General features: G+C 68.4%; 21 protein-coding genes. 10 read left to right on the top strand and 11 right to left on the bottom strand.

Annotated elements, in window-relative coordinates; translation table 11 throughout:
• Nucleotides 1–386: 386 nt before the first annotated feature.
• Nucleotides 387–542: a hypothetical protein gene (locus tag E6N53_RS20805; protein ID WP_161596578.1), complete on the bottom strand. Its 156-nt coding sequence runs from the start codon at nucleotides 540–542 to the stop codon at nucleotides 387–389.
• A gap of 33 nt (nucleotides 543–575) precedes the next feature.
• Between E6N53_RS20805 and E6N53_RS21480 the strand changes: the two genes are divergently transcribed.
• Entirely contained in the window at nucleotides 576–707 is a 132-nt protein-coding gene (locus E6N53_RS21480) for a hypothetical protein (RefSeq protein WP_268951715.1), read from the top strand.
• Nucleotides 708–756: 49 nt separating this feature from the next.
• Here the strand turns inward: E6N53_RS21480 and E6N53_RS16185 are convergent, their stop codons facing one another.
• Together E6N53_RS16185 and E6N53_RS16190 are read right to left on the bottom strand one after the other, a co-directional pair.
• Complete coding sequence (locus E6N53_RS16185) at nucleotides 757–1,428, bottom strand: SOUL family heme-binding protein (protein WP_142860568.1); 672 nt, start codon at nucleotides 1,426–1,428, stop codon at nucleotides 757–759.
• A 166-nt stretch (nucleotides 1,429–1,594) separates the two neighbouring features.
• Nucleotides 1,595–2,020, bottom strand: a complete 426-nt coding sequence (locus E6N53_RS16190) for a CBS domain-containing protein (RefSeq protein WP_136601371.1) — start codon at nucleotides 2,018–2,020, stop codon at nucleotides 1,595–1,597.
• A gap of 370 nt (nucleotides 2,021–2,390) precedes the next feature.
• Here E6N53_RS16190 and E6N53_RS16195 point away from each other — a divergent pair, with 370 nt between their 5' ends.
• The 5 genes from E6N53_RS16195 to E6N53_RS16215 all read left to right on the top strand — a co-directional run bounded on the left by E6N53_RS16195 (nucleotide 2,391) and on the right by E6N53_RS16215 (nucleotide 6,372).
• Nucleotides 2,391–2,810 carry a universal stress protein gene (locus E6N53_RS16195; RefSeq protein ID WP_142860569.1) on the top strand — a complete coding sequence of 140 codons (420 nt, stop codon included), beginning with the start codon at nucleotides 2,391–2,393 and terminating at the stop codon, nucleotides 2,808–2,810.
• 216 nt (nucleotides 2,811–3,026) lie between these two features.
• Nucleotides 3,027–4,127: a sodium:phosphate symporter gene (locus E6N53_RS16200; RefSeq protein ID WP_136591043.1), complete on the top strand. Its 1,101-nt coding sequence runs from the start codon at nucleotides 3,027–3,029 to the stop codon at nucleotides 4,125–4,127.
• Nucleotides 4,128–4,227: 100 nt separating this feature from the next.
• The gene (locus E6N53_RS16205; protein WP_136591191.1) at nucleotides 4,228–4,650 is read left to right on the top strand and encodes a universal stress protein; all 423 of its coding nucleotides are present in this window, start codon (nucleotides 4,228–4,230) and stop codon (nucleotides 4,648–4,650) included.
• Nucleotides 4,651–4,798: 148 nt separating this feature from the next.
• A complete protein-coding gene (locus tag E6N53_RS16210; protein ID WP_142860570.1) occupies nucleotides 4,799–5,956 on the top strand; it encodes a thiolase domain-containing protein in 1,158 nt (385 codons plus the stop codon).
• Complete coding sequence (locus E6N53_RS16215) at nucleotides 5,953–6,372, top strand: Zn-ribbon domain-containing OB-fold protein (protein WP_236642385.1); 420 nt, start codon at nucleotides 5,953–5,955, stop codon at nucleotides 6,370–6,372. Before E6N53_RS16210 ends, E6N53_RS16215 begins: the two co-directional genes overlap by 4 nt.
• 58 nt (nucleotides 6,373–6,430) lie before the next feature.
• Here the strand turns inward: E6N53_RS16215 and phaC are convergent, their stop codons facing one another.
• The 3 genes from phaC to E6N53_RS16230 form a co-directional block, all read right to left on the bottom strand.
• Complete coding sequence (gene phaC, locus E6N53_RS21290; protein WP_142860571.1) at nucleotides 6,431–8,086, bottom strand: class III poly(R)-hydroxyalkanoic acid synthase subunit PhaC; 1,656 nt, start codon at nucleotides 8,084–8,086, stop codon at nucleotides 6,431–6,433.
• Nucleotides 8,087–8,287: 201 nt separating this feature from the next.
• Entirely contained in the window at nucleotides 8,288–9,505 is a 1,218-nt protein-coding gene (locus tag E6N53_RS16225) for a CBS domain-containing protein (RefSeq protein ID WP_136591040.1), read from the bottom strand.
• Between the two features lie 198 nt (nucleotides 9,506–9,703).
• A complete protein-coding gene (locus E6N53_RS16230) occupies nucleotides 9,704–10,642 on the bottom strand; it encodes a DUF7983 family protein (RefSeq protein ID WP_201741170.1) in 939 nt (312 codons plus the stop codon).
• Between the two features lie 210 nt (nucleotides 10,643–10,852).
• Between E6N53_RS16230 and E6N53_RS16235 the strand changes: the two genes are divergently transcribed.
• Nucleotides 10,853–11,596: a SagB/ThcOx family dehydrogenase gene (locus tag E6N53_RS16235; protein WP_142860572.1), complete on the top strand. Its 744-nt coding sequence runs from the start codon at nucleotides 10,853–10,855 to the stop codon at nucleotides 11,594–11,596.
• A gap of 40 nt (nucleotides 11,597–11,636) precedes the next feature.
• Here E6N53_RS16235 and E6N53_RS16240 read toward each other — a convergent pair whose 3' ends face one another.
• Both E6N53_RS16240 and E6N53_RS16245 read right to left on the bottom strand, forming a co-directional pair.
• Nucleotides 11,637–12,080: a universal stress protein gene (locus E6N53_RS16240; RefSeq protein ID WP_142860573.1), complete on the bottom strand. Its 444-nt coding sequence runs from the start codon at nucleotides 12,078–12,080 to the stop codon at nucleotides 11,637–11,639.
• A 214-nt stretch (nucleotides 12,081–12,294) separates the two neighbouring features.
• Nucleotides 12,295–13,059 (bottom strand): proteasome assembly chaperone family protein, encoded by a 765-nt coding sequence (locus tag E6N53_RS16245; RefSeq protein WP_136591037.1) that lies wholly within the window; start codon nucleotides 13,057–13,059, stop codon nucleotides 12,295–12,297.
• A gap of 642 nt (nucleotides 13,060–13,701) precedes the next feature.
• Between E6N53_RS16245 and E6N53_RS16250 the strand changes: the two genes are divergently transcribed.
• Nucleotides 13,702–14,904, top strand: a complete 1,203-nt coding sequence (locus E6N53_RS16250; protein ID WP_142860574.1) for an alpha-amylase domain-containing protein — start codon at nucleotides 13,702–13,704, stop codon at nucleotides 14,902–14,904.
• Between the two features lie 22 nt (nucleotides 14,905–14,926).
• Here the strand turns inward: E6N53_RS16250 and E6N53_RS16255 are convergent, their stop codons facing one another.
• Nucleotides 14,927–15,715 (bottom strand): helix-turn-helix transcriptional regulator, encoded by a 789-nt coding sequence (locus E6N53_RS16255; protein ID WP_136591035.1) that lies wholly within the window; start codon nucleotides 15,713–15,715, stop codon nucleotides 14,927–14,929.
• Between the two features lie 202 nt (nucleotides 15,716–15,917).
• Between E6N53_RS16255 and E6N53_RS16260 the strand changes: the two genes are divergently transcribed.
• Both E6N53_RS16260 and E6N53_RS16265 read left to right on the top strand, forming a co-directional pair.
• Complete coding sequence (locus E6N53_RS16260) at nucleotides 15,918–16,868, top strand: DMT family transporter (RefSeq protein WP_136591034.1); 951 nt, start codon at nucleotides 15,918–15,920, stop codon at nucleotides 16,866–16,868.
• Nucleotides 16,869–17,039: 171 nt separating this feature from the next.
• Nucleotides 17,040–17,450: a hypothetical protein gene (locus E6N53_RS16265; RefSeq protein ID WP_142860575.1), complete on the top strand. Its 411-nt coding sequence runs from the start codon at nucleotides 17,040–17,042 to the stop codon at nucleotides 17,448–17,450.
• Nucleotides 17,451–17,649: 199 nt separating this feature from the next.
• On the opposite strand, the gene E6N53_RS16270 is transcribed toward E6N53_RS16265, so the two are convergent.
• Together E6N53_RS16270 and E6N53_RS16275 are read right to left on the bottom strand one after the other, a co-directional pair.
• Complete coding sequence (locus E6N53_RS16270; RefSeq protein ID WP_142860576.1) at nucleotides 17,650–18,183, bottom strand: hypothetical protein; 534 nt, start codon at nucleotides 18,181–18,183, stop codon at nucleotides 17,650–17,652.
• Between the two features lie 55 nt (nucleotides 18,184–18,238).
• Complete coding sequence (locus E6N53_RS16275; protein WP_142860577.1) at nucleotides 18,239–18,622, bottom strand: avidin-fold protein; 384 nt, start codon at nucleotides 18,620–18,622, stop codon at nucleotides 18,239–18,241.
• Between the last annotated feature and the right edge of the window lie 150 nt (nucleotides 18,623–18,772).

The raw sequence follows: 18,772 nt of genomic DNA on the forward strand, positions 1-18,772 counted from the left end.
TATATTGGACCTCACGCTCGCATGTATCCGTCTGTCCGACACCTGCTCACGCGGGCGGACGCCTCAGGAGCGACGCTTCGTCGTCTGTCGGAATCCGTCTCATCCTCGTTCGCACGCGACTCGGGGTCTCTAACAGCTTCCGCGTGACACAGACTGAGCTGGTGAAGCATTGGCCTCCGGGGTGACGACCCGGACCCGTGTCTCGGTCCCGCGTACGTCGGTGAGTGCAACGACTACTCTCGAAACGGCCTCGAACGGCCCTCGTGGCCAGTCCGCTCACGGGCCGTGACGGTGCATCATCTCGTCCCTCGGTCCGACCTCGGCCGGCCGGTCTCACCGACCCGGCCACGCCTCGCGTTCGGCGTGCGGTGTCGGCGCGCGAACCGTCACGTGGCCCGAGAGGTGACCTCGACCGCTGCTGACACGGTCACCGGTCCCGACTCGAACACCGTTCGGCCGCTCCTGCCGGGCGATTCGGCCAGCGCTCCGACGGCGAGGCCGAGCAGCCGCGTTCGCAGGCTGCAGACCGAGATGGCCGACATACTGTTAAGACCGGGGACGGAATGGGAGACGGGATGAGCGAAGACAGAGACGTCACCGCGAAACCGTTCGAGTGTGAACTGTGTGGGGACCAGTTCGAAACCCGTGAGGAACTCGAAGACCACGTCTGGGAGTATCACGAGATGGACGGGGACATCACGACGTAGCCGACGTAGCCGGCTCTCGAGCGGGAGTGTGAGACGCGAGGGGGTCCGGTCAGTCGCTCGCCGCGACCTCGACTGCGACCTCGTTACGCCGCAGGAACGGCAGCGTCCACGGCGCGTCGTAGCCGAGGAAGAACGGTTCGGTGGTGACGGCCACGTCCGCGGATTCGAGGCCGGCCAGCAGTCGGGCCGCCTCGCGCTGGATTCGACGGTCGCTCGGCACCCACGAGAACCGACGGACCGCCAGGGTCCGTTCGGGGACGGCCCTCAGTTCAAGCGTCGGGTCGGTCGGGGTGGGTGCGGTGTCGATGTCGTACGCCGTCGGGAGGAAGAACGCCATCCTGACGTCGGCCCCGTCGGCTCCCCCCTCGTCAGCCTCGGTCGTGAGCGCCGCCGGGTGGATGCCGACCTCGACCGGTGCGGTCATGGGAATCGACGTTCCTCCGCGGGTCACCTCCACCGGAGCCGTCATTTCGACCGCGGTCTCGCCTTCGTTCGCACCGGTGATGTATCGGTAGAGCCGGCGGAACGCCACGTTCTCGCTCGGTGCGACGGTCTCGACGACCACCGCCGACGGATAGCGCCGGAGTTCGACGTCGCCGACCCGAGCAACGACGGTGTAGGGGACCTCGTCGGTCGTCTGTCGCTGGTAGACCGTCCACGCGCCGGCCGCAGCCGCGAGACTGCCGAGCGCGACGAGGGCCGCAGTAACCCTTCGAACCATACCGCCAGTACTCCGGGTGCGATATTAACAGGTGCGCCGCGAGGGGACGAATCCCCGATGCGTCTCCGGGCGCTCGAGGCGACTGGGCTTCCCGCTTCACGACGGGGCTTCGTCTCCCGCGACGGGCGCGGTGTGACGGCGTCACCCTCCGGACGGTGACGACTGCTCACTCCGGTGTGAAGTCGCGGGACTGTCCTTCGATGACCGTCGCGACGTCTTTCAGCATCTCCCCGGTCGTCGCGACCACGTCGTCGAGCGTCGCGATCCCGACGAGCGTTCCATCGTCGTCGACCACCGGGATTCGCCGGACGAACCCTTCGGCCATCGTTGCCGGGAGGTCGACCGCCGTGGCGTCCTCGTGAATGGTGACCGGGTCGGCCGTCATGACGTCCGCGGCGGTCAGTTCCGTCAGGTCGTCGTAGCGGGCAACTGCGAGGGCGATGTCCCGGTCGGTGACGATGCCGACCGGCTTGTCGTCCTCCGCGATGACGACGTCACCGAGTTCCTCGTCCAGCATCAGCTGGGCGAGGTCTTTGACTGTCGCGGTGCGGCTGGCCGTGACAACGTCTACTGCGAGTGTGCGTACTGGCATGGTGCACCACGATATTTGTTCTCATTTGACAAATACTCCGTGTCCGTTCCCCAGTCGGTGGGAACCGAGACTCGCGTCGGGTGCGGGCCTCGCTGCCGGTGCGACACCGATGCCCCGGACGCGGCCGCCGCCGACGCCCACGCGCACCGGTCGCCGGGTCGGGAACTGTGCACAGCTATTGTTCGATTGTCAATTACGGGGTTATGAGTGTAATATACCGGGGTTGAATATTACTGTGCTGACACGTCTCTCGGCGAGAAGAGCCGGACATTCGTTGGATTTTTCGACGGGCGCTCCGGCGCGTTCGGGGGACGCCACTGGGGTAGAAGCCGTGCTGTACAGTTAATTCGCTCCGTATCGAAGGCCGTCCATGGTCACGATTCTGATGGCGACCGACGGCAGCGAGTACGCGCAGGCAGCGGCCGAACACGCCATCGACCTGGCGAAAGCGCGAGACGCGACGCTGCACGTCATCTGCGTGGTGGACGAACGTCGGTTCGACGAACCGGCACTCAGTTCGGCGGAACTGGCGACCATCTACGCGGAAGACCACGCCGCCGTGTGTGTCACGAAGGTGTCGGAGATGGCCGCCGATACCGACATCGACGTCGAGGGAGACACCCGTCACGGCGTCCCACACGAGGTCATCCTCGAGTACGCTGACGAGGTCGGTGCGGACCTCATCGTCGTCGGCGAGCACGGCGACCACGAGAGACACTTCTCGGGTGTCGGCCAGAAGGTCGAAGCGTTGGCAGAGTGTGATGTGGTGGTCGTCGAGGCGGCCTCGTGAATCATCGTCGGCCGATGGGCGACTCGCATCACTCCACGCCGTCATCGGGTCTCGGTGGTGACGGCGAGGGCCGTCACGGAGTCGTGCTGATGACTCGACAGTGTGTCCGACCCGGTGTCCGATGACAGGGAGCTTCGAACGCGACCGCGTGCCGTCTCGGTCAGACGGTGGCTCGGTGGACGCGTTCGACACCCTGTCACCCTCAGGTGAGCGCCGATGAGTCCCGGTGTGAGCGACGCCATCGGGAGACGCCGCTCCCAGATAGCGCTGGCTGCGGGCGTGTTCGGTGCGGTCGTGCTGTTCCTCTTCGCCGTCCAGTTGCTGGGGACGGCGACGGAGGCCGCCGCCCCCCTCCTCGCACGCGTGTTCCGCCGTGTCGTTCGCGACGACGTGTCCGCGCTCGGCCTCAGCTGGCTCGGAGCGTACGTCCTCGCCAACGGTTCGGTGGTCGCCGCGCTCGCCCTGTCGCTCTTTACGGCCGACATCATCACCGCGCCGCAACTGTTCATGATGATCGCCGGCTCCCGGCTCGGTGCCGCGGCCGTCGTCGTCCTCATCGGCGCGCTCGACTACGCCCAGAAACGGACCTACTCGCTCCGGAAGGCAGTGAGTCTGGGAGTCCTCACCTTCCTCCTGACACACTCGATCTACGTCCCGGTGACCGTCGTCGGCTCCGTCGGCGGGTCTGCTCTCCGGGGCTCGACACGCGGCGTCACGAGCGGCTGGTCACTCGGCGTGCCGACGCCGGAGTTCTTCGGCCCGCTCACCGTCGCCATCACGACCCGTATCGGCCCGACCGCGTCGTTCCTGCTCGCCCTCGTCGTCCTGTTCGGGAGCCTGAAGCTGTTCGACAGGCTCCTCGCGAGGGCCGACACTGCGACGCTCCGACGGCGGTTCTTCGGGCATCTCAAGCGCACCTGGCTCTCGTTCCTCATCGGCCTCCTCGTCACTGGCGTGACGACGAGCGTCGCGTTCTCGCTCGGCGTGATCGTCCCGCTCTACAACCGCGGCTACGTCGAGCGCGACGAACTCATCCCCTACGTCCTCGGCGCGAACCTCGGGACGCTGTTCGATACGCTCATCGTGGCGGTCGTCTTCGAATCGGCCGTCGGTACGGCCGTCGTGCTCGAACTCATCGCCATCGCGACAGTCATCACCCTGGCGGTGCTCCTCGTCCACGACCGGTACAGCCGCCTCATCGCGGCCGTCGACGACAGACTCCTCGAAGACCGCCTGGTGTTCGTCGCGTTCGTCGTGTCACTCCTCACCGCCCCCCTGGCTCTCTTACTCGTTCCCGTGCTCCTCGGCGGGGGGTGACGCCCCGGCCGAACGGCCCCGCCAGTGTCGCCCCGGTCGCTGCCGGCCGACGCGGCCCGTCGTGGCAGTCTCTATTACTGTCGGCGGCGAACTCCGACTGATGATCGACCACGTTCTCGTGCCGATGGACGAGTCACCGCTGGCGCGACGTGCGCTCGACTTCGCGACCGAGGTCCACGCCGCCGCGGACATCACGGTCCTCCACGTGATCGATTACGTCGAGGAGAGTTACAGCGCCGAGATGCTCGTCGGTCCGGAGGAACTGCGAGCGCGCGCGAAAGAGAAGACCGACACACTGTTCGCCGAGGTTCGCGGACGGACCGCCGACCACGCGGGCGAGGTCACCACTGTCGTCGAGTTCGGCACGCCGGCACGGGCGATTACGGCGTACGCTGCCGACCACGACGTCGACCTCATCGTGATGGGGTGTCACGGGCGACCGTTCGTCTCCAGAGTCCTCCTCGGGGACGTCGCTCAGACGGTCGTCCAACGCGCGTCGGTCCCCGTGACAGTCGTCCGGTGACGTCACGCATCACCGCAGACGTCGGGTACCGACCGTCGCACGGCGTGCACCGTGCGCCGTGAACCGGGTGGCCGGTGGTCGACCCCTGCCCTGCACCTCGGGGCCCGCCGCCGTCGTTAAGAGACGAGTCGTCGTACTGACAAACGAGATGCCAGCCACGATTGCCAGCGGCGCGAGTACGACGTACGGCGACCACGCGGAGTCGTCGTCGCGCGAACTGTTCGGCGAGGTCGCACTCGAAGCGCTCGACAGCGCCGGTCTCACACCGACCGACCTCGATGCCGTCTACGTCGGCAACTTCATGGGGGACCTCATCGAGGACCAGGGGCATATGGGGCCGCTCCTGGCGGACGCCATCGGAGCACCCGAGACGGCGTCGGTCCGGTTCGAGAGCGCCTGCGCGTCGGGTGGAGCGACGTTCCGTCAGGCGGTCCTTGCTATCGAATCCGGGGCGGCCGACGCGGTGCTCGCGGGCGGCGTCGAACTCATGTCGCTCGCGGACATCGAGCACGTGACCGACGCGCTCGCCAACGCGGCCGACGAGATGTACGAGAACGAACAGGGGTTGACCTTCCCCGGCATCTACGCGCTCATGGCCCGACGCTACATGCACGAGTTCGACGTCTCACGGGAGGACCTCGCCGCCGTGTCGGTCAAGAACCACGCCAACGCCGTCGCGAACCCTCTCGCCCAGTTCCAGCGCGAACTCACCGTCGAGGAGGTGGTCGAGTCGAAGCCTATCGCGACGCCGCTGGCTCTCTACGACGCCTGTCCCGTCTCCGACGGAGCCAGCGCCGTGGTCGTCGTCAGCGAGGCGTTCGCCGCCGCACGCGACCTCGACCCGGTGGCGTCGGTGCTCGGGACCGGCCAGTCGAGCGACGCGCTGGCGCTCCACGACCGGGGGTCTATCAGCCGGACGCCGGCGGCCGCCCGCGCCGCACAGGAGGCGTACCGCGAGGCGGGGGTCACGGTTAACGACGTCGACGTGGCGGAGGTCCACGACTGTTTCACCATCGCGGAGGTCATGGCGCTCGAGGCGCTGGGCGCGTACGACCCCGGCGCGGGCGCACGCGGCGCGGTGGACGGGGAGACCGCTGTCGACGGTTCCTTCCCGGTCAACCCCTCCGGTGGACTCCTCGGCAAGGGCCACCCCGTCGGGGCGACCGGCATCGGGCAGCTCGTCGAGTTGACGAAGCAGCTTCGGGGGGTGCACCCGAACCAGGTCACCGACGCGGCGGTCGCGCTCGCGCACAACGTCGGCGGGAGCGGTGCGAGCGCCACGGTCACCATCCTGGGGGGTGTGTGACCGTGCCGGCGTGGTACGACACCTTCACGGACGCCATCGCGGCCGGCGAGCCGCAGTGTCTCGCCTGCGCGGCCTGTGGGGACGCCTCCCTCCCGCCCCGGCAGGTCTGTCCGGCGTGTGGGTCGACCGAGCTGACCGCAGAACCCCTGTCCGGACGGGGGACGATTCTGTCGTTCACCGAGATATCGGTCACGACCCCGAAGTTCCACGGGGAGACGCCCTACACGGTCGTCATGAGCGAACTCGACGAGGGGGTCGTCCTCTCGGGACAGCTCCGTGAGGCGACGGCAGCCGACGTCGCCATCGGCGAGCCAGTCGTCCTCGACACCGAGACGCGAGCCGACGGCCCCGCACTCATCACCTTCCGGCCAGCCGACGCCGAGGCCACCGACACCGGCGACCGCGACGACGCCTGACTCGTGTGTGCGTGTGTGTCCCCGTCGCCGAGGCGTGACCGACGCGGCGCGACGGCCGTTAGGAGCCCGACCTCTGGTCGTCGTCCGCACCGACGAGTGCCCGCGCCCGGGTGATCCACTGCCGGGCGAGTTGCTCGCTGGCCTTCGCTGCCGTCGCGACCCGCCGGGAGTCCGTGACGGCGAGCGCCGAGACGGACTCGACCCCGGCCGCCCGCAGGCGACCGGCGTACGTCGGCCCGATCCCGTCGACGTCCTCGAGGTCGTACGACGCGGCGACGTCGCGGTCGCCGACGGCCTCTTCGACCTCGGTCCGAATCGCCTCTCCGACGTTCCCGACGACCGTCGTCACGACGCCCTCGGCCGTCTCGACGGTCACGGCGATTCCGTCGGCTCCCGTCTCCAGCCCGATTGCCACGTCGAGGGTGTCTTCGAGGAACGCCTCGATGGCGACGACGTCGTGGTGCACGAGTGCCCGCGCGACCTCGTGGTCACGCTCGGCGATGCTGATCTCCACCTCGTCGACGCCCCCGACGGTGACGTCGGTTTCCACGTCGACGCCGAGTGCGCGCTCGATGGCCTCGCCGAAGACGTCCGCTAACCCGGGACGGTCCGACTGGTCGAGGAACCACTCGGCGACCTCGGGCCAGAGGTCGCGGTGTGAACTCGTCGACATGGCGAGTCCCACGTGGCCCGTCGGATACTCGATGGTCGTCACGTCGTCGCTCCCGACGCGGTCGTTGAACGGCGTGCTCGCCGCGGGCGGGACGAGGTGGTCGTACGCGCCGAGGATCTGCAACACCGGCATGTCGATGTTCTCGATATCGACTCGCTCGTCCCCCACGACGAGTTCGTTCTCGGCGAGGCGGTTCTCCTGATAGATGTCCTCGACGAACTCCGCGTAGACCGTGCCGGCGACGTCCACGCTGTCGTCGAGCCACCGCTCCATGCGGGCGAAGTTCTCGACGAAGTCCTCGTTCTCGACGTGGTCTGCCAGCCGAGCGTACTTCGTGACCGTATTCGCGACGGGGTCCATCAGGTCGAAGCCGACGTCGAGGAACTCGCCGGGGACGTTCCCGTACGTCTCCACGAGCGCCCACGGGTCGTAGTGGTCTCCCCCGCCCCACTGTTCGAGGATTCCGCCCGTGCCGTCGAAGTACAGCCCGGTCGCCATCAGCCCGAGCGCGTTGACCTTCCCGGGCTGGCGAGCGGCGTAGATGGCCGACAGCGTCCCGCCCATGCAGTAGCCAAGGAGGTTGATGGCGCTGACTCCGGCCCGCTCGCAGATCACGTCGACACAGTTGTCGAGGTACCGGTCGACGTAGTCGCCGAGTCCGAGCGACGTGTCGAGCAGCGAGGGCTCACCCCAGTCGATGAGGTAGACGTCGTGGCCGGCTTCGAGGAGCCGCCGCACGACCGAGCGGTCGGGCTGGAGGTCGAGGACGAACGGTCGGTTGATGAGCGCGTACACGACGAGGAGCGGAACGTCGTGGCTGTCGTCGGTGAGCGACTCGTACCGGTGTAGCTCGAGTTTGTTCTCCCGATAGACGACCTCGCTCGGGGTCTGTCCGACCTCGACCGACGCCGCGTCCGCGAGCCGGCTGCTGAAGACGCTCGCCGTGCGGACCGTGTCGGCGACGGCCCCGAACGCGGTGCGCTGGGCCGATAGCCACAGCGCGACCGAGGGGGGGAGTCGGTGAGAGTCGGTGGGTGGCATGGTAATGTCGGGCCTGTCGTGCGGTGTTCGGCGCGAGTGGGTGGGCCGTGCGTCGCAGTCGCACGAACCCGGGTGGGTCGGCCGCGTGGGTCGTCTCGGGTCCTCCGTCACACCGACGCGGAACGACCCCGCCAGTGGACGTCGCGACCGCCCGGTCGGTTCGACGCTGCCTGTTCCACCCGGGGAGACGCCGAGAGCGCCTCAGGCTTCGAGGAGCCAGCCGAAGCGCTTCTCCCAGTACGCTTCGTCCGGGTGCTTCTTGCTCCGGCCGCGGGTCTTCCGGTCGCGGATCTGGCGCTCGAGCGCATCCCGGGCCTCGTTCAGTGCGTGCTTCGCGCCGTACCCCTCACCCGTGGCGATGTAGAGGCCGCGGTCGGTGTGCAGGCGGACGCGGGCCAGCAGCAACGGCGTCCCGCGGAGCTGTTCGTCATGTTCGTGCAGGTGGACCTTCGCGTCGAGGACGTTCATGCCGTGGTCGCGGTCGTCGAACCCCTCGACCATCGACACGACCTCGTCGTAGCTCACGTCGTCGAGCAGGTCGGTGCCGTACACCTGGACCGCCCGGTTGCCGCCGGCTTCCCACGTGAGCGCGTCGAGGACGTCGGTCTTCGTGACGATGCCGAACGCCCGGTCGTCCTCGGTGACGACCAACGCGGAGCCGCCGACCGCGAACATCTCTTCGACGGCCGTCTCGAGCGTCGCCTCGGGGTCGATGGTCCGGACCGGCGAGACCATCAGGTCACGCACCGGGAGGTCGAGGACTCGGCTCCGCTCGCCCTCGCGAGCGCCGAAGCCCCCGCGGCGTGCACGACCGGCACTGCTGGAGAGGTCGCCGCCGAACGCGTCGGTCCCGCTCGGGTCGCCACCGGCGGGCTGGTCGGCCGCTCGCGTCGTGACGTCCAGTACGTCGTAGAGACTCAGTATCCCGACTGCTTGCTCCGCTTCGACGACCGGGAGGTGGGTGATGTGGTGTTCTCTGAACCGATGGAGCGCGTCGCCGAACGTGGTCTCCGGGTCGACCGAGACGAGGTCACGGCTGCAGGCTTGGCCCACGGTCGCGGCTTCGAGGAACGGTTGCACTGCCCGGATGACGTCGTCGGCGGTGACGACGCCGCGGAGGTGTTGCCCCTCGAAGACCGGGAGGACCTGTGAGTCGCTGTCGATCATGAGCTGGGCGACGTGGCGGACGTCCTCGTTCGGCGCGAGTCGCGGGACGTGCCACACGAGCGACTCGAGCTTCTGCTCCGGCGGGTGTCGCGAGGTCGCTAGCTGGCGACGGGTGACGACGCCTTCGAACCGGTCCCCGCGGACCACGACGGCTTTGAGCGCGGGGTCCTCGAAGGCTCCGACGAGCTTGGAGACCCGGGTGTCCGGCGTGAATTCGACGTACTCGTCCGAGACGATGTCAATGATGTCCATGATTCTGTGGTAGGTTCGGATGCGGTCGGAAACGATTCGACTCGTGTGTCGGGGTCTGTGCGTGGAGATACGCGACTGAGACGAAAGAACGCGACGGTCGTTCCCACCGCGTGGAAACCGGTGGCTGCTCGCGCGGGTCGACAGCCGCGGGTCCCGGCCGGCACCCTCGTCCCCGTGCGGAGGAGGTGGCAGGTCGTCTCATCCCGCTGTGACGACCGCGTCGATTCGGTCTTCGATCGCTCGAATGTCGGCTCGGAGCTCCGCCGCTTCCTCCGTCTCGACCCCCGCGAGTCGGTCCATGAGCCCCTGGAGTCGCGACTGTTTCTCACCCTCTTCGACGGCCGTCTTCTGGACGTAGACCTGCTCGTCGACGTCGTACACCGCTCGTTCCTCCAGGTCGGTGACGGCGATCACCACGTCGAGTTTCTCGGTGTCGATGCCCGTGACCCACGAGTGGGGGATTCCCCGCTCGTCGAGCGCGTCGAAGACGGCTTCCTCGTCTTTGAGCCGCCGACGCTCCCGGGTCGTCCGGTGGACACTCCCGAACCGGCCGTGCAGGCGCGCGTCGGGGCCGATGTAGTTCAACAGCAGGTCGCCGAGCTCTCGGCGCAACCGGTCGGCTCCGTGCTGGACGTCCGAGAGAAGCACGTACAGGTCCACGAGCGACGCTGGCTCGACCGACCGCGGGTCGTCGACGTGCTCACGCTCGAGCGCGTCCGCGAGCAACACGGCGTCGTCGCGGACGCGCTCGGCGGAGGTCCGCGCGGTCCACGCCGGCCGGCGGAACGGGCTCTCCGCGCTCGCCGACGTCCCCGCGCGGTGGAACCTCCCGCCGGCGTCGTCCACACCGTACCGCGACGAGAGACTCATCACCGCCACGTAGGGCTCGACGCCGGCCGGGAGGTCGGTGAGCGATACGCCGTCGGCGTCGGTTTCGAGGCGGTCGAACAGCACCTGGAACTGGTCCCGCCAGAGGGACCGCTCCGCGCCTTCGCGGACGAACTCGACGACGATTCGGTCCGTCTCCGCCGTGACGCAGTCGAACGGTCGTTCCGACCCCGGCGTCACGAGGACCTCGTCGGGGCCGAGCGTCTCACCGCGGTCACGAAGCTCTCGCCACACGGTGTCGAACTCCATGGAACCACGTTCTCCGCCAGGAGTGAAAAACCGTTGTCAGGAATCTCTGAGTATCTGGAATCGGCCACCGTCGCCGGCACTGTCGGGTGGTGGCCGACCGCAGTGGGTCGAAGCGCGTCCGCACACCTCACGTTCTTTCGCTCTCGCGTCAGCTCTCGCCGGGTCGCCACGGGAGTGACTGTTTTGTCTCCCGGCGGTCATCGTTCAGTGATGTCTCTCGAACGCCCATCGAGACGCGTGACGCTCGCACTGGTGCTGGCGGCGGCCGTGTCCCTGGTACTCAACGCCGTGTTCGGAGTGGTCCGAATCGCCCTCCCTGACGGGGGGACCGCGGGACAGGCTACCGACACCGTCGCGCTGCCCGCGCCGAACACGGACGGCGACGTCTCCGTCGAGGCGGCGCTGGCGGCTCGTCGCTCCCGACGCGAATACGGGTCGGACCCGCTGTCGCGTCGTGACCTCGGCCAGGTCCTCTGGGCGGCACAGGGAATCACCCGGCGCGTGTCGGGATACCGCACCGCGCCCAGCGCCGGCGCGCGCTATCCGCTCGAACTGTTCGTCGTCGTCGGCACGTCGGGTGTCGAGGGGGTCGACCCCGGCGTCTACCAGTACCGCCCCCGGCGACACGAACTGGTGCGTCGCCGGTCCGGTGACGTCCAGTCGGCGCTGCGGCGGGCGGCGGTCGACCAGGCGTCCGTCGAGGCGGCCGCCGTCGACCTCGTCGTCTGTGCTGTCGACGCGCGAACCACCGAAAAGTACGGGCAGCGTGGACGACAGCGGTACGTCCCGATGGAAGCCGGGCACGTCGGACAGAACGTCTACCTGCAGGCCGAATCACTGGGGCTCGGGACCGTCGCCGTCGGCGCGTTCGCCGACGACCGCGTCCGAGAACTCGTGGGCGCGCCGGCCGACCACCGGCCGCTGTACGTTATCCCCGTCGGGACTCGCGCCTGATAGAGAGCCGACCGCCGCTGGGGCCGCCGGCCCCTGTGACTCACCGGACGAGTGTGAGGGGGACCCTGGCCCGCCGGGCGACGATCTCGGCGACACTGCCGAACACGGGGCGGTCTTCTCGCCTCCCGTGGGCTCCGAGGACGATGTGGTCGATGTCCTCCTCGTCGGCGTACTCCACGATGATTCGCTTCGGGTCGCCGATCTCGGAGGTCGTAGAGACGGTCCGGTCGTGGTCGGCCGCGAGCGCTCGTGCCTCCTCGAGGAGCTGCTCGGAGGCCGCCTCGGCCCGTTCGTACCACTCCTCGGACCCCGCCAGCGGCTCGTACGACGTCTCGAAGTCCGAATACACGCCGTATCCGGGTTCGAAGAGGTCGACGACGTGAAGCACGGTGATCGACGCGTTCGGAAACTCCTTGCAGGCGTGGCGAAGCGCTGCTCGTGACAGCGGCGATCCGTCGACTGGAACGAGGATGTTCTTTGTCATGGGTTCTGGGGTGGGTCCCGTCGTCGGTGTGCTCGCGGCCACCCGGCCAGTGGGCCGACTCGCTCGACGACGGACCCTGGGTACGTTTGGCAGCCTGAGGGGTTGGCACGTTCGGCGATTCCTGCCGCGTGAGAACCGTTCCGACAGGGTGGGGCGACCGGCTCGTTCGTCGAGCGCGGCCCGGCGACCCCGGTCGCCCTCACGGTCCTCGTGGTCACTGGTACATCCCCGGCATCGACGGTTGTCGTTGCTGTTCTCCTGCCTGTTGTTGGTACTGCTGGAGCTGTTCGGCGAGCTGCTGTTTCTGTCGCTGTATCTCCTCGGCCTGTTCGAGGAGCTCCTGCGTGTCGATGTCGAACGCGACGAGCGGCTCGAGCGCGTTCTCGATGACAGCGTGGGCCGCCCGTGGGTCCGGAATGTACGGGTTCGTCCGGACGACCAGTACCGCGGCGGGGATGTCCGCGTGGTAACAGTCGGCCAACAACGCCCCCGTCACGCCCCCGACGACACCGGTCCCTTCGGCCAGGGTGATACCGGCGTCGGTGAGTTCCCGCTCGAACCGCTCCGACGTCGCCACGCCGATGACCGATCCGACCTGGTCCTCGGACCGCGCGGGGGCCCCCGCGAGGAACACGGCGTCGTCGAACTCCTCGGAGAGGTCGTCCAGCACACACCGACTCAGTGACTCGGTAGCCGTCGGGGGAATCGCCACGTCGCTCTGGAGCGTCATCACGGCCGGACTCTCCCCGGCGTACACGCGGACGGCGTCCCGGACGCGACCGTCGCTGAAGGCCGCGACCGGCGGGAAGTCGTCGGACGTGATCGCACCGTACTGTTCTAGTCCGAGCTGTGTGGTGATCTGGTCGACGGCGATGGAAGCGACCATGCCGAGGCCGGGGAGCCCCTCGATGAGCGTCGAGGATTCGACTGACCGCTTTCGCTGCCGCTCGAACCGCGTCGATGGGGCGTCTCGTGTCATCTGAATCACTCGGGACGAACAACGACCCCCTCCGTTGAGTATCTACCTGTCGCTGAGCTGTCGTGAGGCGTCCACCGACCCGACGGCGACCGAGCGACGGCTACGAGTTCGTCGTGGCCGGACACCCCGTGTGTCCGGACGGTGACAGCGGCGAACGGGGTTCGATTTTTTATCGAAGTCGTTGTACCCCAGTACGCGAACAGTCGACGCGGGGACCGGGTCACCCGAGAGCGGACCGACCGCCTGCGTATCGACCTGTGCCCGCTCACCACAGCTCACCGCTCGAACCGACGGGAGACCGCTGCTCGGCGGAATTGTCGCATTGCAGCCATTTCAGTCCCGCCGAGACCGACGCGACCGAACCGACACCCAGGACTGGGGACGTCGTCGCCGACCGCTCTACAGCGTCCCGTCCGTCCCGTGAGTCCGCGACGGGGCCCGTTCCGCCACGGCTCAGAACCCATGAGTAGATACAATCAGTTCTATGCTCGATTGACTCCCCCCACCGTCGGACGACTGGCTTCTGTCGCCGGTGCAATCGGTGGTCACGACGTGCTCCGTCCACCGTTCGGGAGACGCTCGAACGTCCGTTGGGAGGACGCCGGAAGGGCTTCAGGCCCGCACGGCCACTGTCCGAGTGACATGTCGTGGTTCGGTGCCCCCGCCGTCGGTAACGGAGCGTCCGGCGCTGCCGCAGTGGGACTCGGCGCGGGCGCGGTCTACCAGTACTACCACACGCCCTGGAACGAGGTCCGGCGGGCCCTCCCCGCGGTCGCCGAGGCGGGGTACGACGCGATTCAGCTCCCGCCCGCACAGCGGAGCAAGCGCACCTGGGACGACCCCGAGCCGCGCGGCTACCAGCCCATCGACCACCTCGACTTCGACAGCGTGTTCGGCACCGAGGCCGAGTACCGCTCGCTCGTCGACGCGGCGCACGAGCAGGGGCTCGCGGTCATCGCCGATGCGGTCGTGAACCACATGGCCGAGGGGGTGGACTTCTCGGCGTTCCCGCACGTCGGCTGGGACGATTTCCGCCACGAGGGGCCCATCCGAGACGACGAGGACGACTGGGAGCTGGAGAACCGCGACCTCGAGGGACTGCCGGACCTGAAACAGGAGTCGGCACACGTCCGCGCGTATCTCGAAGCGTACGTCGACAGATACGCCGACTGCGGCGTCGACGGCCTCCGCTGGGACGCGGTCAAGCACATGCCCCGGTGGTTCTTCCACGACCACGCCAACCCCTGGGCCCGTGCGCGCGAACTCTTCACCGTCGGCGAGGTGCTGCACGGGTCGGTGTCGTACTGCGAGCGGTACCTCGAGACGGGGATGACCGTCATGGACTACCCGCTGTACTTCGTCATGCGCGAGGAGGCGTTCGGTCGGGACGGCGACCTGCGTGCGCTCGACGGAGCCGGCGTGGTCGACAGCCACCCACACCAGACACTGACGTTCGTCTCCAACCACGACAGCCCGCCGCCCGCACACGAACTCCTCGCGTACGCCTACATCCTCACCTTCGAGGGCTACCCCCGGGTGTACAGCGGCCGGATCGACGTCGACGACGAGCGCGTCCGGAACCTCCTGTGGGTGCGTCGGACGTTCGCGCGTGGCTCTGCGCACACGCGCCACGCCGACCGCGACGTCTACGTCTTCGAGCGCGAGGGCAACCTGCTGGTCGGACTGAACCGCGGAGACGAGCGAGCGACCGTCTCGGTCGAGACGTCGTGGAGCGACACGTTCCTCCACGAGCACAGCGCTGGCGCGGGGAACCGTCTCACCGACGAGGAGGGATGGGTCGAACTCCACATCCCGCCGGACGGATGGGTCTGTTACGCGCCGTGAGTCGGGACCCGCTCTTCGCGCGTCACAACTGCCCGACCGTGAGCGGCTCCGCCGCCTCCCAGTATCGCGCGAACAGCTCCGTCGCCCACGCGTGAACCTCGGGCTCGTCCACGTCGAGGGACGCCCGGAGGATGCCGCTGTCGTCGCGCAAGAAGAGGTGGACCACCGAGTCGGCGACGGTCATCGCCACGGGGATGGGGTCGTCGGTGATCCTGATGCGTGCGCCCTCGGCCGTCAGCAGTTCGTCGAGTCGTGCCCGGAGCTGTGAGTCGTCGGCGAGCGCGTCGATGGCGCTGGCGGAGAAGACGCCCTCGAACCGCTGGCCGCCCTCACCGGTCCGCTCGGCGATGACCTCCAGGCTCTGCTCGTTGAAGGCGTAGGAGGCAATCTGCACCGTCTCGGCCCCGTCGAGGAGGGCGAGCGCGCGTTTCACCGGCGCGTTCGGCCGGACCCGACTCGGCGTCGTGACCGTCGCCGTCGTCAGGTGTTCGAGGTCGAAGTCGATGACCTCCGCCGGGAGCCATCGGACGACGGGCCGGAGTTCGACGTCGGTCTCGAGGATGTCGACGAGGTCACCGAACCCGCGCGAGACCAGTCGCCCGGTCACGGTCGCCCGGTACGTGCTCCCGTCGCGCTCGATCCACGCACGCTCCTCGAAGTCGTGGAGGATGCGCCCGAGCGTCGGCTGTGACGCCCCGGTCAACTCGACGAGTTCCCGTCGGGTGTGTGGCTCCGCCGCGAGCTGTCTGAGCGTCGCGACCCGATTCGGCGAGAGGGCGAGGAACTCGATCTCCTCCAGGGCCGATTCCATGGCCGCCTCTCGGGGAGCCGGCGGTAAACCGCTTTCGAGTCGCGAAATAGTTTCACGCCGTGAATCCACCACACGGCGGGGCCGAATTTCCTCCGGTGAAGCGATTTCTGCGTCAACGTATCCGGCTCCGTCACCTCCCACTAGCTATGATGCGCTCTTTGGCACGACGCCGGTTCGAGTCGGACGCGGAGGTGGCCCGCTCGTGAGTACGCGCCGCCACCTCACGCTGTTCGCCCTGGCCAGTGTCTTCTTCGGCGGCACCTTCGTGGCGGCGAAGGCGGGGCTCGAATACTTCCCGCCGCTGCTGTTCGTCGCGCTCCGGTTCGACATCGCCGCGGCGGTGCTGGTCGGCTACGTGGTGGCGACCCGCGCTCGCGACGACCTGTTGCCCCGGTCGCTCGACGACGTCGTCGCCATCCTCGCGACGGGCGTGTTCGTCATCGGTCTCTCGAACGCCTTCCTCTTCGTCGGCCAGCAGTACGTCTCCAGCGCCGTCGGGTCGATCATCTTCAGTCTCAACCCCATCCTGACGCCCGTGTTCGCGATGGTCCTCCTCGCGGACGAACGCCTCTCGCCCCGCGGGGCGTTCGGGCTACTCATCGGCCTCGTCGGGGTGGGCCTCGTCGTGGGCGTCGACCCGTCGAACCTCCTCGGCGGCGACGCCCGGTGGAAGGGCGTCATCTTCGCCGGGGCAGTGACCGGCGCGCTGGGGACCGTCCTCATCCGGTGGGCCGACTCTCCGCTCTCGAGTACGGTCCGGACCGCGTGGGCGCTCCCGGTGAGCGCGCTGCTCACCCACGGCGGGAGCCTCGCCGCGGGCGAGTCGTTCGCGGCCGTCGCCTGGACGCCCGAGGCGCTCGTCGCGCTCGGATACGTCGGCGTCTTCGCCGGCGCGGTGGCGTATCTCACCTACTTCGGCCTGCTCGACGAGGTCGGTCCCATCCACGGGAACCTCGTGTTCTACGCCGTGCCCATCGTCGCGACGCTCGGCGGGTCGGTGCTGCTCGGTGAGTCCATCTCGACCTCGACGGTCGTCGGCTTCGCCATCATCTTCGCCGGCTTCGCCGTCCTCGCGAGCGAGTCGCTCGTCGACGAAGTCGAGGCGTGGTACACTACCGTCCGCGTCGAGGTCGTCGCCGAGGACATCGGGTGAGCGGGACCGTTCACACCCCCCTCGACTCGGGCCCTCGCTGACGCTGTCACCGTCTCGGCCTCGTCGTCGTGGCGGTGGCGACGGGCACTCACCCGTCGCTTCGTTCCGCCCCAGCTATGTCGTGCGCCGACGTCGCTCCGCGTATGACCGCGGACCGAGTCGTCCTCTTGAGTGTTCGCGAGGAGTGGGCACGCGCCATCCTCGACGGGGAGAAGGCCTACGAGTACCGAAAACGCCCACCCGCTCGCGACCCACCGTACCGACTGTTGCTCTACGCGACGGGCGGGCCGAGCGAAGTGTGGGGCGAGGCGGTCGTCGACCGCCGTCACGGGCGACCTCGACACCGTCCTCGCTCGGACCGTCGGCGAGACGCCACACGCGCCGGCGGCGGTCCGTGCGTACTTCGAGGGGTCGACGGCAACGACGACGGCGACGGCGCTGCACCTGACCGACGTCACCGAGTACGAGACGCCCGTCACCCGCGAACAGCTTTCGGCGGTCGTCGAGGGGTTCACCTCCCCACAGAACTTTCGCTACCTGAGTCCGGCCGAGTACGAACAGCTCCGTCAGTCCGGTCGGTGAGCACCCTGTCTCCGTGCCGCTCGGAGTCGGTGCGTTGGTGAGTCGCTCGCGGCGCTCGTGGGCCGCCCGGGCCTCGTCGATGGGGTCGTTCGTGACGAGCGGGTCGACCTCCCTCAGGAAGGCTCTGCACCGGTGAGGAGCGCCACAACCTCGGCGACGATATGCACCCCCAGTGTGACGTCCGCCGCGAGTCCCCCGCTCATCGCCGGGCGACGAGCGCGTAACCGAAAGTCACCGGGAGGGCGTAGCCGACGTGACCCAGGACGCTCCACAGCTTCTCAGGCATCGCCAGGTCCGGAAACGGTGGCGTGTGCGGATACCCGACCAGGGCGAGCCACAGGGGTATCAACAGCACCGAGAGCACCCCGGTCGTGACGATACCGACCAGGACGCCGAGTCCGAGTGCGCCGCGGAGCCGTCTCGCGTGTGGCGCGAACACGTTCGATTGGACCGCGGCGACGTACAGCAGGGCGAGCACGACGCCGTGGAACTGGTGGAGCGCCCACCCGGCGGACAGGCTCGGCCCGCCCAGCCCGTACATCATCGGCAGCGCGAGTGCGAGGAGCGGTTCGGGGTTCCCGAACTGCATCATCAGACCGAGCGGGATGCTTCCGAGGAAGCCGCCGACCGCGGCGACGCTCCACGCGAGCGGTGACACCGCTCGGAGTCGGTCGGCCATCGACGCCGTGGACGCATCGTCACGACCGATGCGGGGACCGGCTGTGTTGGTCATCGTCTCGAAGCTCACTCCGGGGTGAGATAACGCTGTTGAGTGTCCACTCAGTCAGTCACTCCCCGGTGACGGCCGCGTACTCGGCCTCGGTGAGTTCCTCCAGTACGCTCGTGCCCGACCCCGGCTTCGAGTCCCACTCCCACCGCTCGTGCAGTCGGAGTCGGCCGTCGTCGAGGCGTTCGATTCGGTCGGTGGACCGTCCCGTCGCTGTCGTCCCTTCGACCGTCAGGTGGGTGTACCGGAACTCGAGGGAGTCGCCGAGGTGGCGGCCGACGAGGTAGCCCAATCGGATCTCTCCCCCCTCGTATCGTGCGTGGACCAGGTCGTCGGACTGCTCGAACCAGAAGTACGTCTCGCCGCCGACGTCGCCGTCGCTCGTGTTCGCCGTCGACGTGAACACGCGGCCGTCGACGGAGGTGCTGTCTGCTGGCGTGGCCATCCGTACCCTCTCTGTGGCGCTGACATATATCACGCGGTGTGCGAAGACGGACCCAATCAAGAGCGTCCGGCGTGTCGTCGGAGGGCCACCCGACCCGTCGACCGTGGCCGGCTACCGCGTCGTCGCGGTGACACTTATCACATCACCTGC

The organism is Salinigranum halophilum, assembly GCF_007004735.1.
In the GTDB taxonomy this organism is placed as follows: Archaea; Halobacteriota; Halobacteria; order Halobacteriales; family Haloferacaceae; genus Salinigranum; species Salinigranum halophilum.

Excerpts from the sequence above, each read along its gene's own strand:
- E6N53_RS20805 (WP_161596578.1), bottom strand. The coding sequence starts at position 542 with ATGTCGGCCATCTCGGTCTGCAGCCTGCGAACGCGGCTGCTCGGCCTC.
- E6N53_RS21480 (WP_268951715.1), top strand. The coding sequence starts at position 576 with ATGAGCGAAGACAGAGACGTCACCGCGAAACCGTTCGAGTGTGAACTG.
- E6N53_RS16185 (WP_142860568.1), bottom strand. The coding sequence starts at position 1,428 with ATGGTTCGAAGGGTTACTGCGGCCCTCGTCGCGCTCGGCAGTCTCGCG.
- E6N53_RS16190 (WP_136601371.1), bottom strand. The coding sequence starts at position 2,020 with ATGCCAGTACGCACACTCGCAGTAGACGTTGTCACGGCCAGCCGCACC.
- E6N53_RS16195 (WP_142860569.1), top strand. The coding sequence starts at position 2,391 with ATGGTCACGATTCTGATGGCGACCGACGGCAGCGAGTACGCGCAGGCA.
- E6N53_RS16200 (WP_136591043.1), top strand. The coding sequence starts at position 3,027 with ATGAGTCCCGGTGTGAGCGACGCCATCGGGAGACGCCGCTCCCAGATA.
- E6N53_RS16205 (WP_136591191.1), top strand. The coding sequence starts at position 4,228 with ATGATCGACCACGTTCTCGTGCCGATGGACGAGTCACCGCTGGCGCGA.
- E6N53_RS16210 (WP_142860570.1), top strand. The coding sequence starts at position 4,799 with ATGCCAGCCACGATTGCCAGCGGCGCGAGTACGACGTACGGCGACCAC.
- phaC (WP_142860571.1), bottom strand. The coding sequence starts at position 8,086 with ATGCCACCCACCGACTCTCACCGACTCCCCCCCTCGGTCGCGCTGTGG.
- E6N53_RS16225 (WP_136591040.1), bottom strand. The coding sequence starts at position 9,505 with ATGGACATCATTGACATCGTCTCGGACGAGTACGTCGAATTCACGCCG.
- E6N53_RS16230 (WP_201741170.1), bottom strand. The coding sequence starts at position 10,642 with ATGGAGTTCGACACCGTGTGGCGAGAGCTTCGTGACCGCGGTGAGACG.
- E6N53_RS16235 (WP_142860572.1), top strand. The coding sequence starts at position 10,853 with ATGTCTCTCGAACGCCCATCGAGACGCGTGACGCTCGCACTGGTGCTG.
- E6N53_RS16240 (WP_142860573.1), bottom strand. The coding sequence starts at position 12,080 with ATGACAAAGAACATCCTCGTTCCAGTCGACGGATCGCCGCTGTCACGA.
- E6N53_RS16245 (WP_136591037.1), bottom strand. The coding sequence starts at position 13,059 with ATGACACGAGACGCCCCATCGACGCGGTTCGAGCGGCAGCGAAAGCGG.
- E6N53_RS16250 (WP_142860574.1), top strand. The coding sequence starts at position 13,702 with ATGTCGTGGTTCGGTGCCCCCGCCGTCGGTAACGGAGCGTCCGGCGCT.
- E6N53_RS16255 (WP_136591035.1), bottom strand. The coding sequence starts at position 15,715 with ATGGAATCGGCCCTGGAGGAGATCGAGTTCCTCGCCCTCTCGCCGAAT.
- E6N53_RS16270 (WP_142860576.1), bottom strand. The coding sequence starts at position 18,183 with ATGACCAACACAGCCGGTCCCCGCATCGGTCGTGACGATGCGTCCACG.
- E6N53_RS16275 (WP_142860577.1), bottom strand. The coding sequence starts at position 18,622 with ATGGCCACGCCAGCAGACAGCACCTCCGTCGACGGCCGCGTGTTCACG.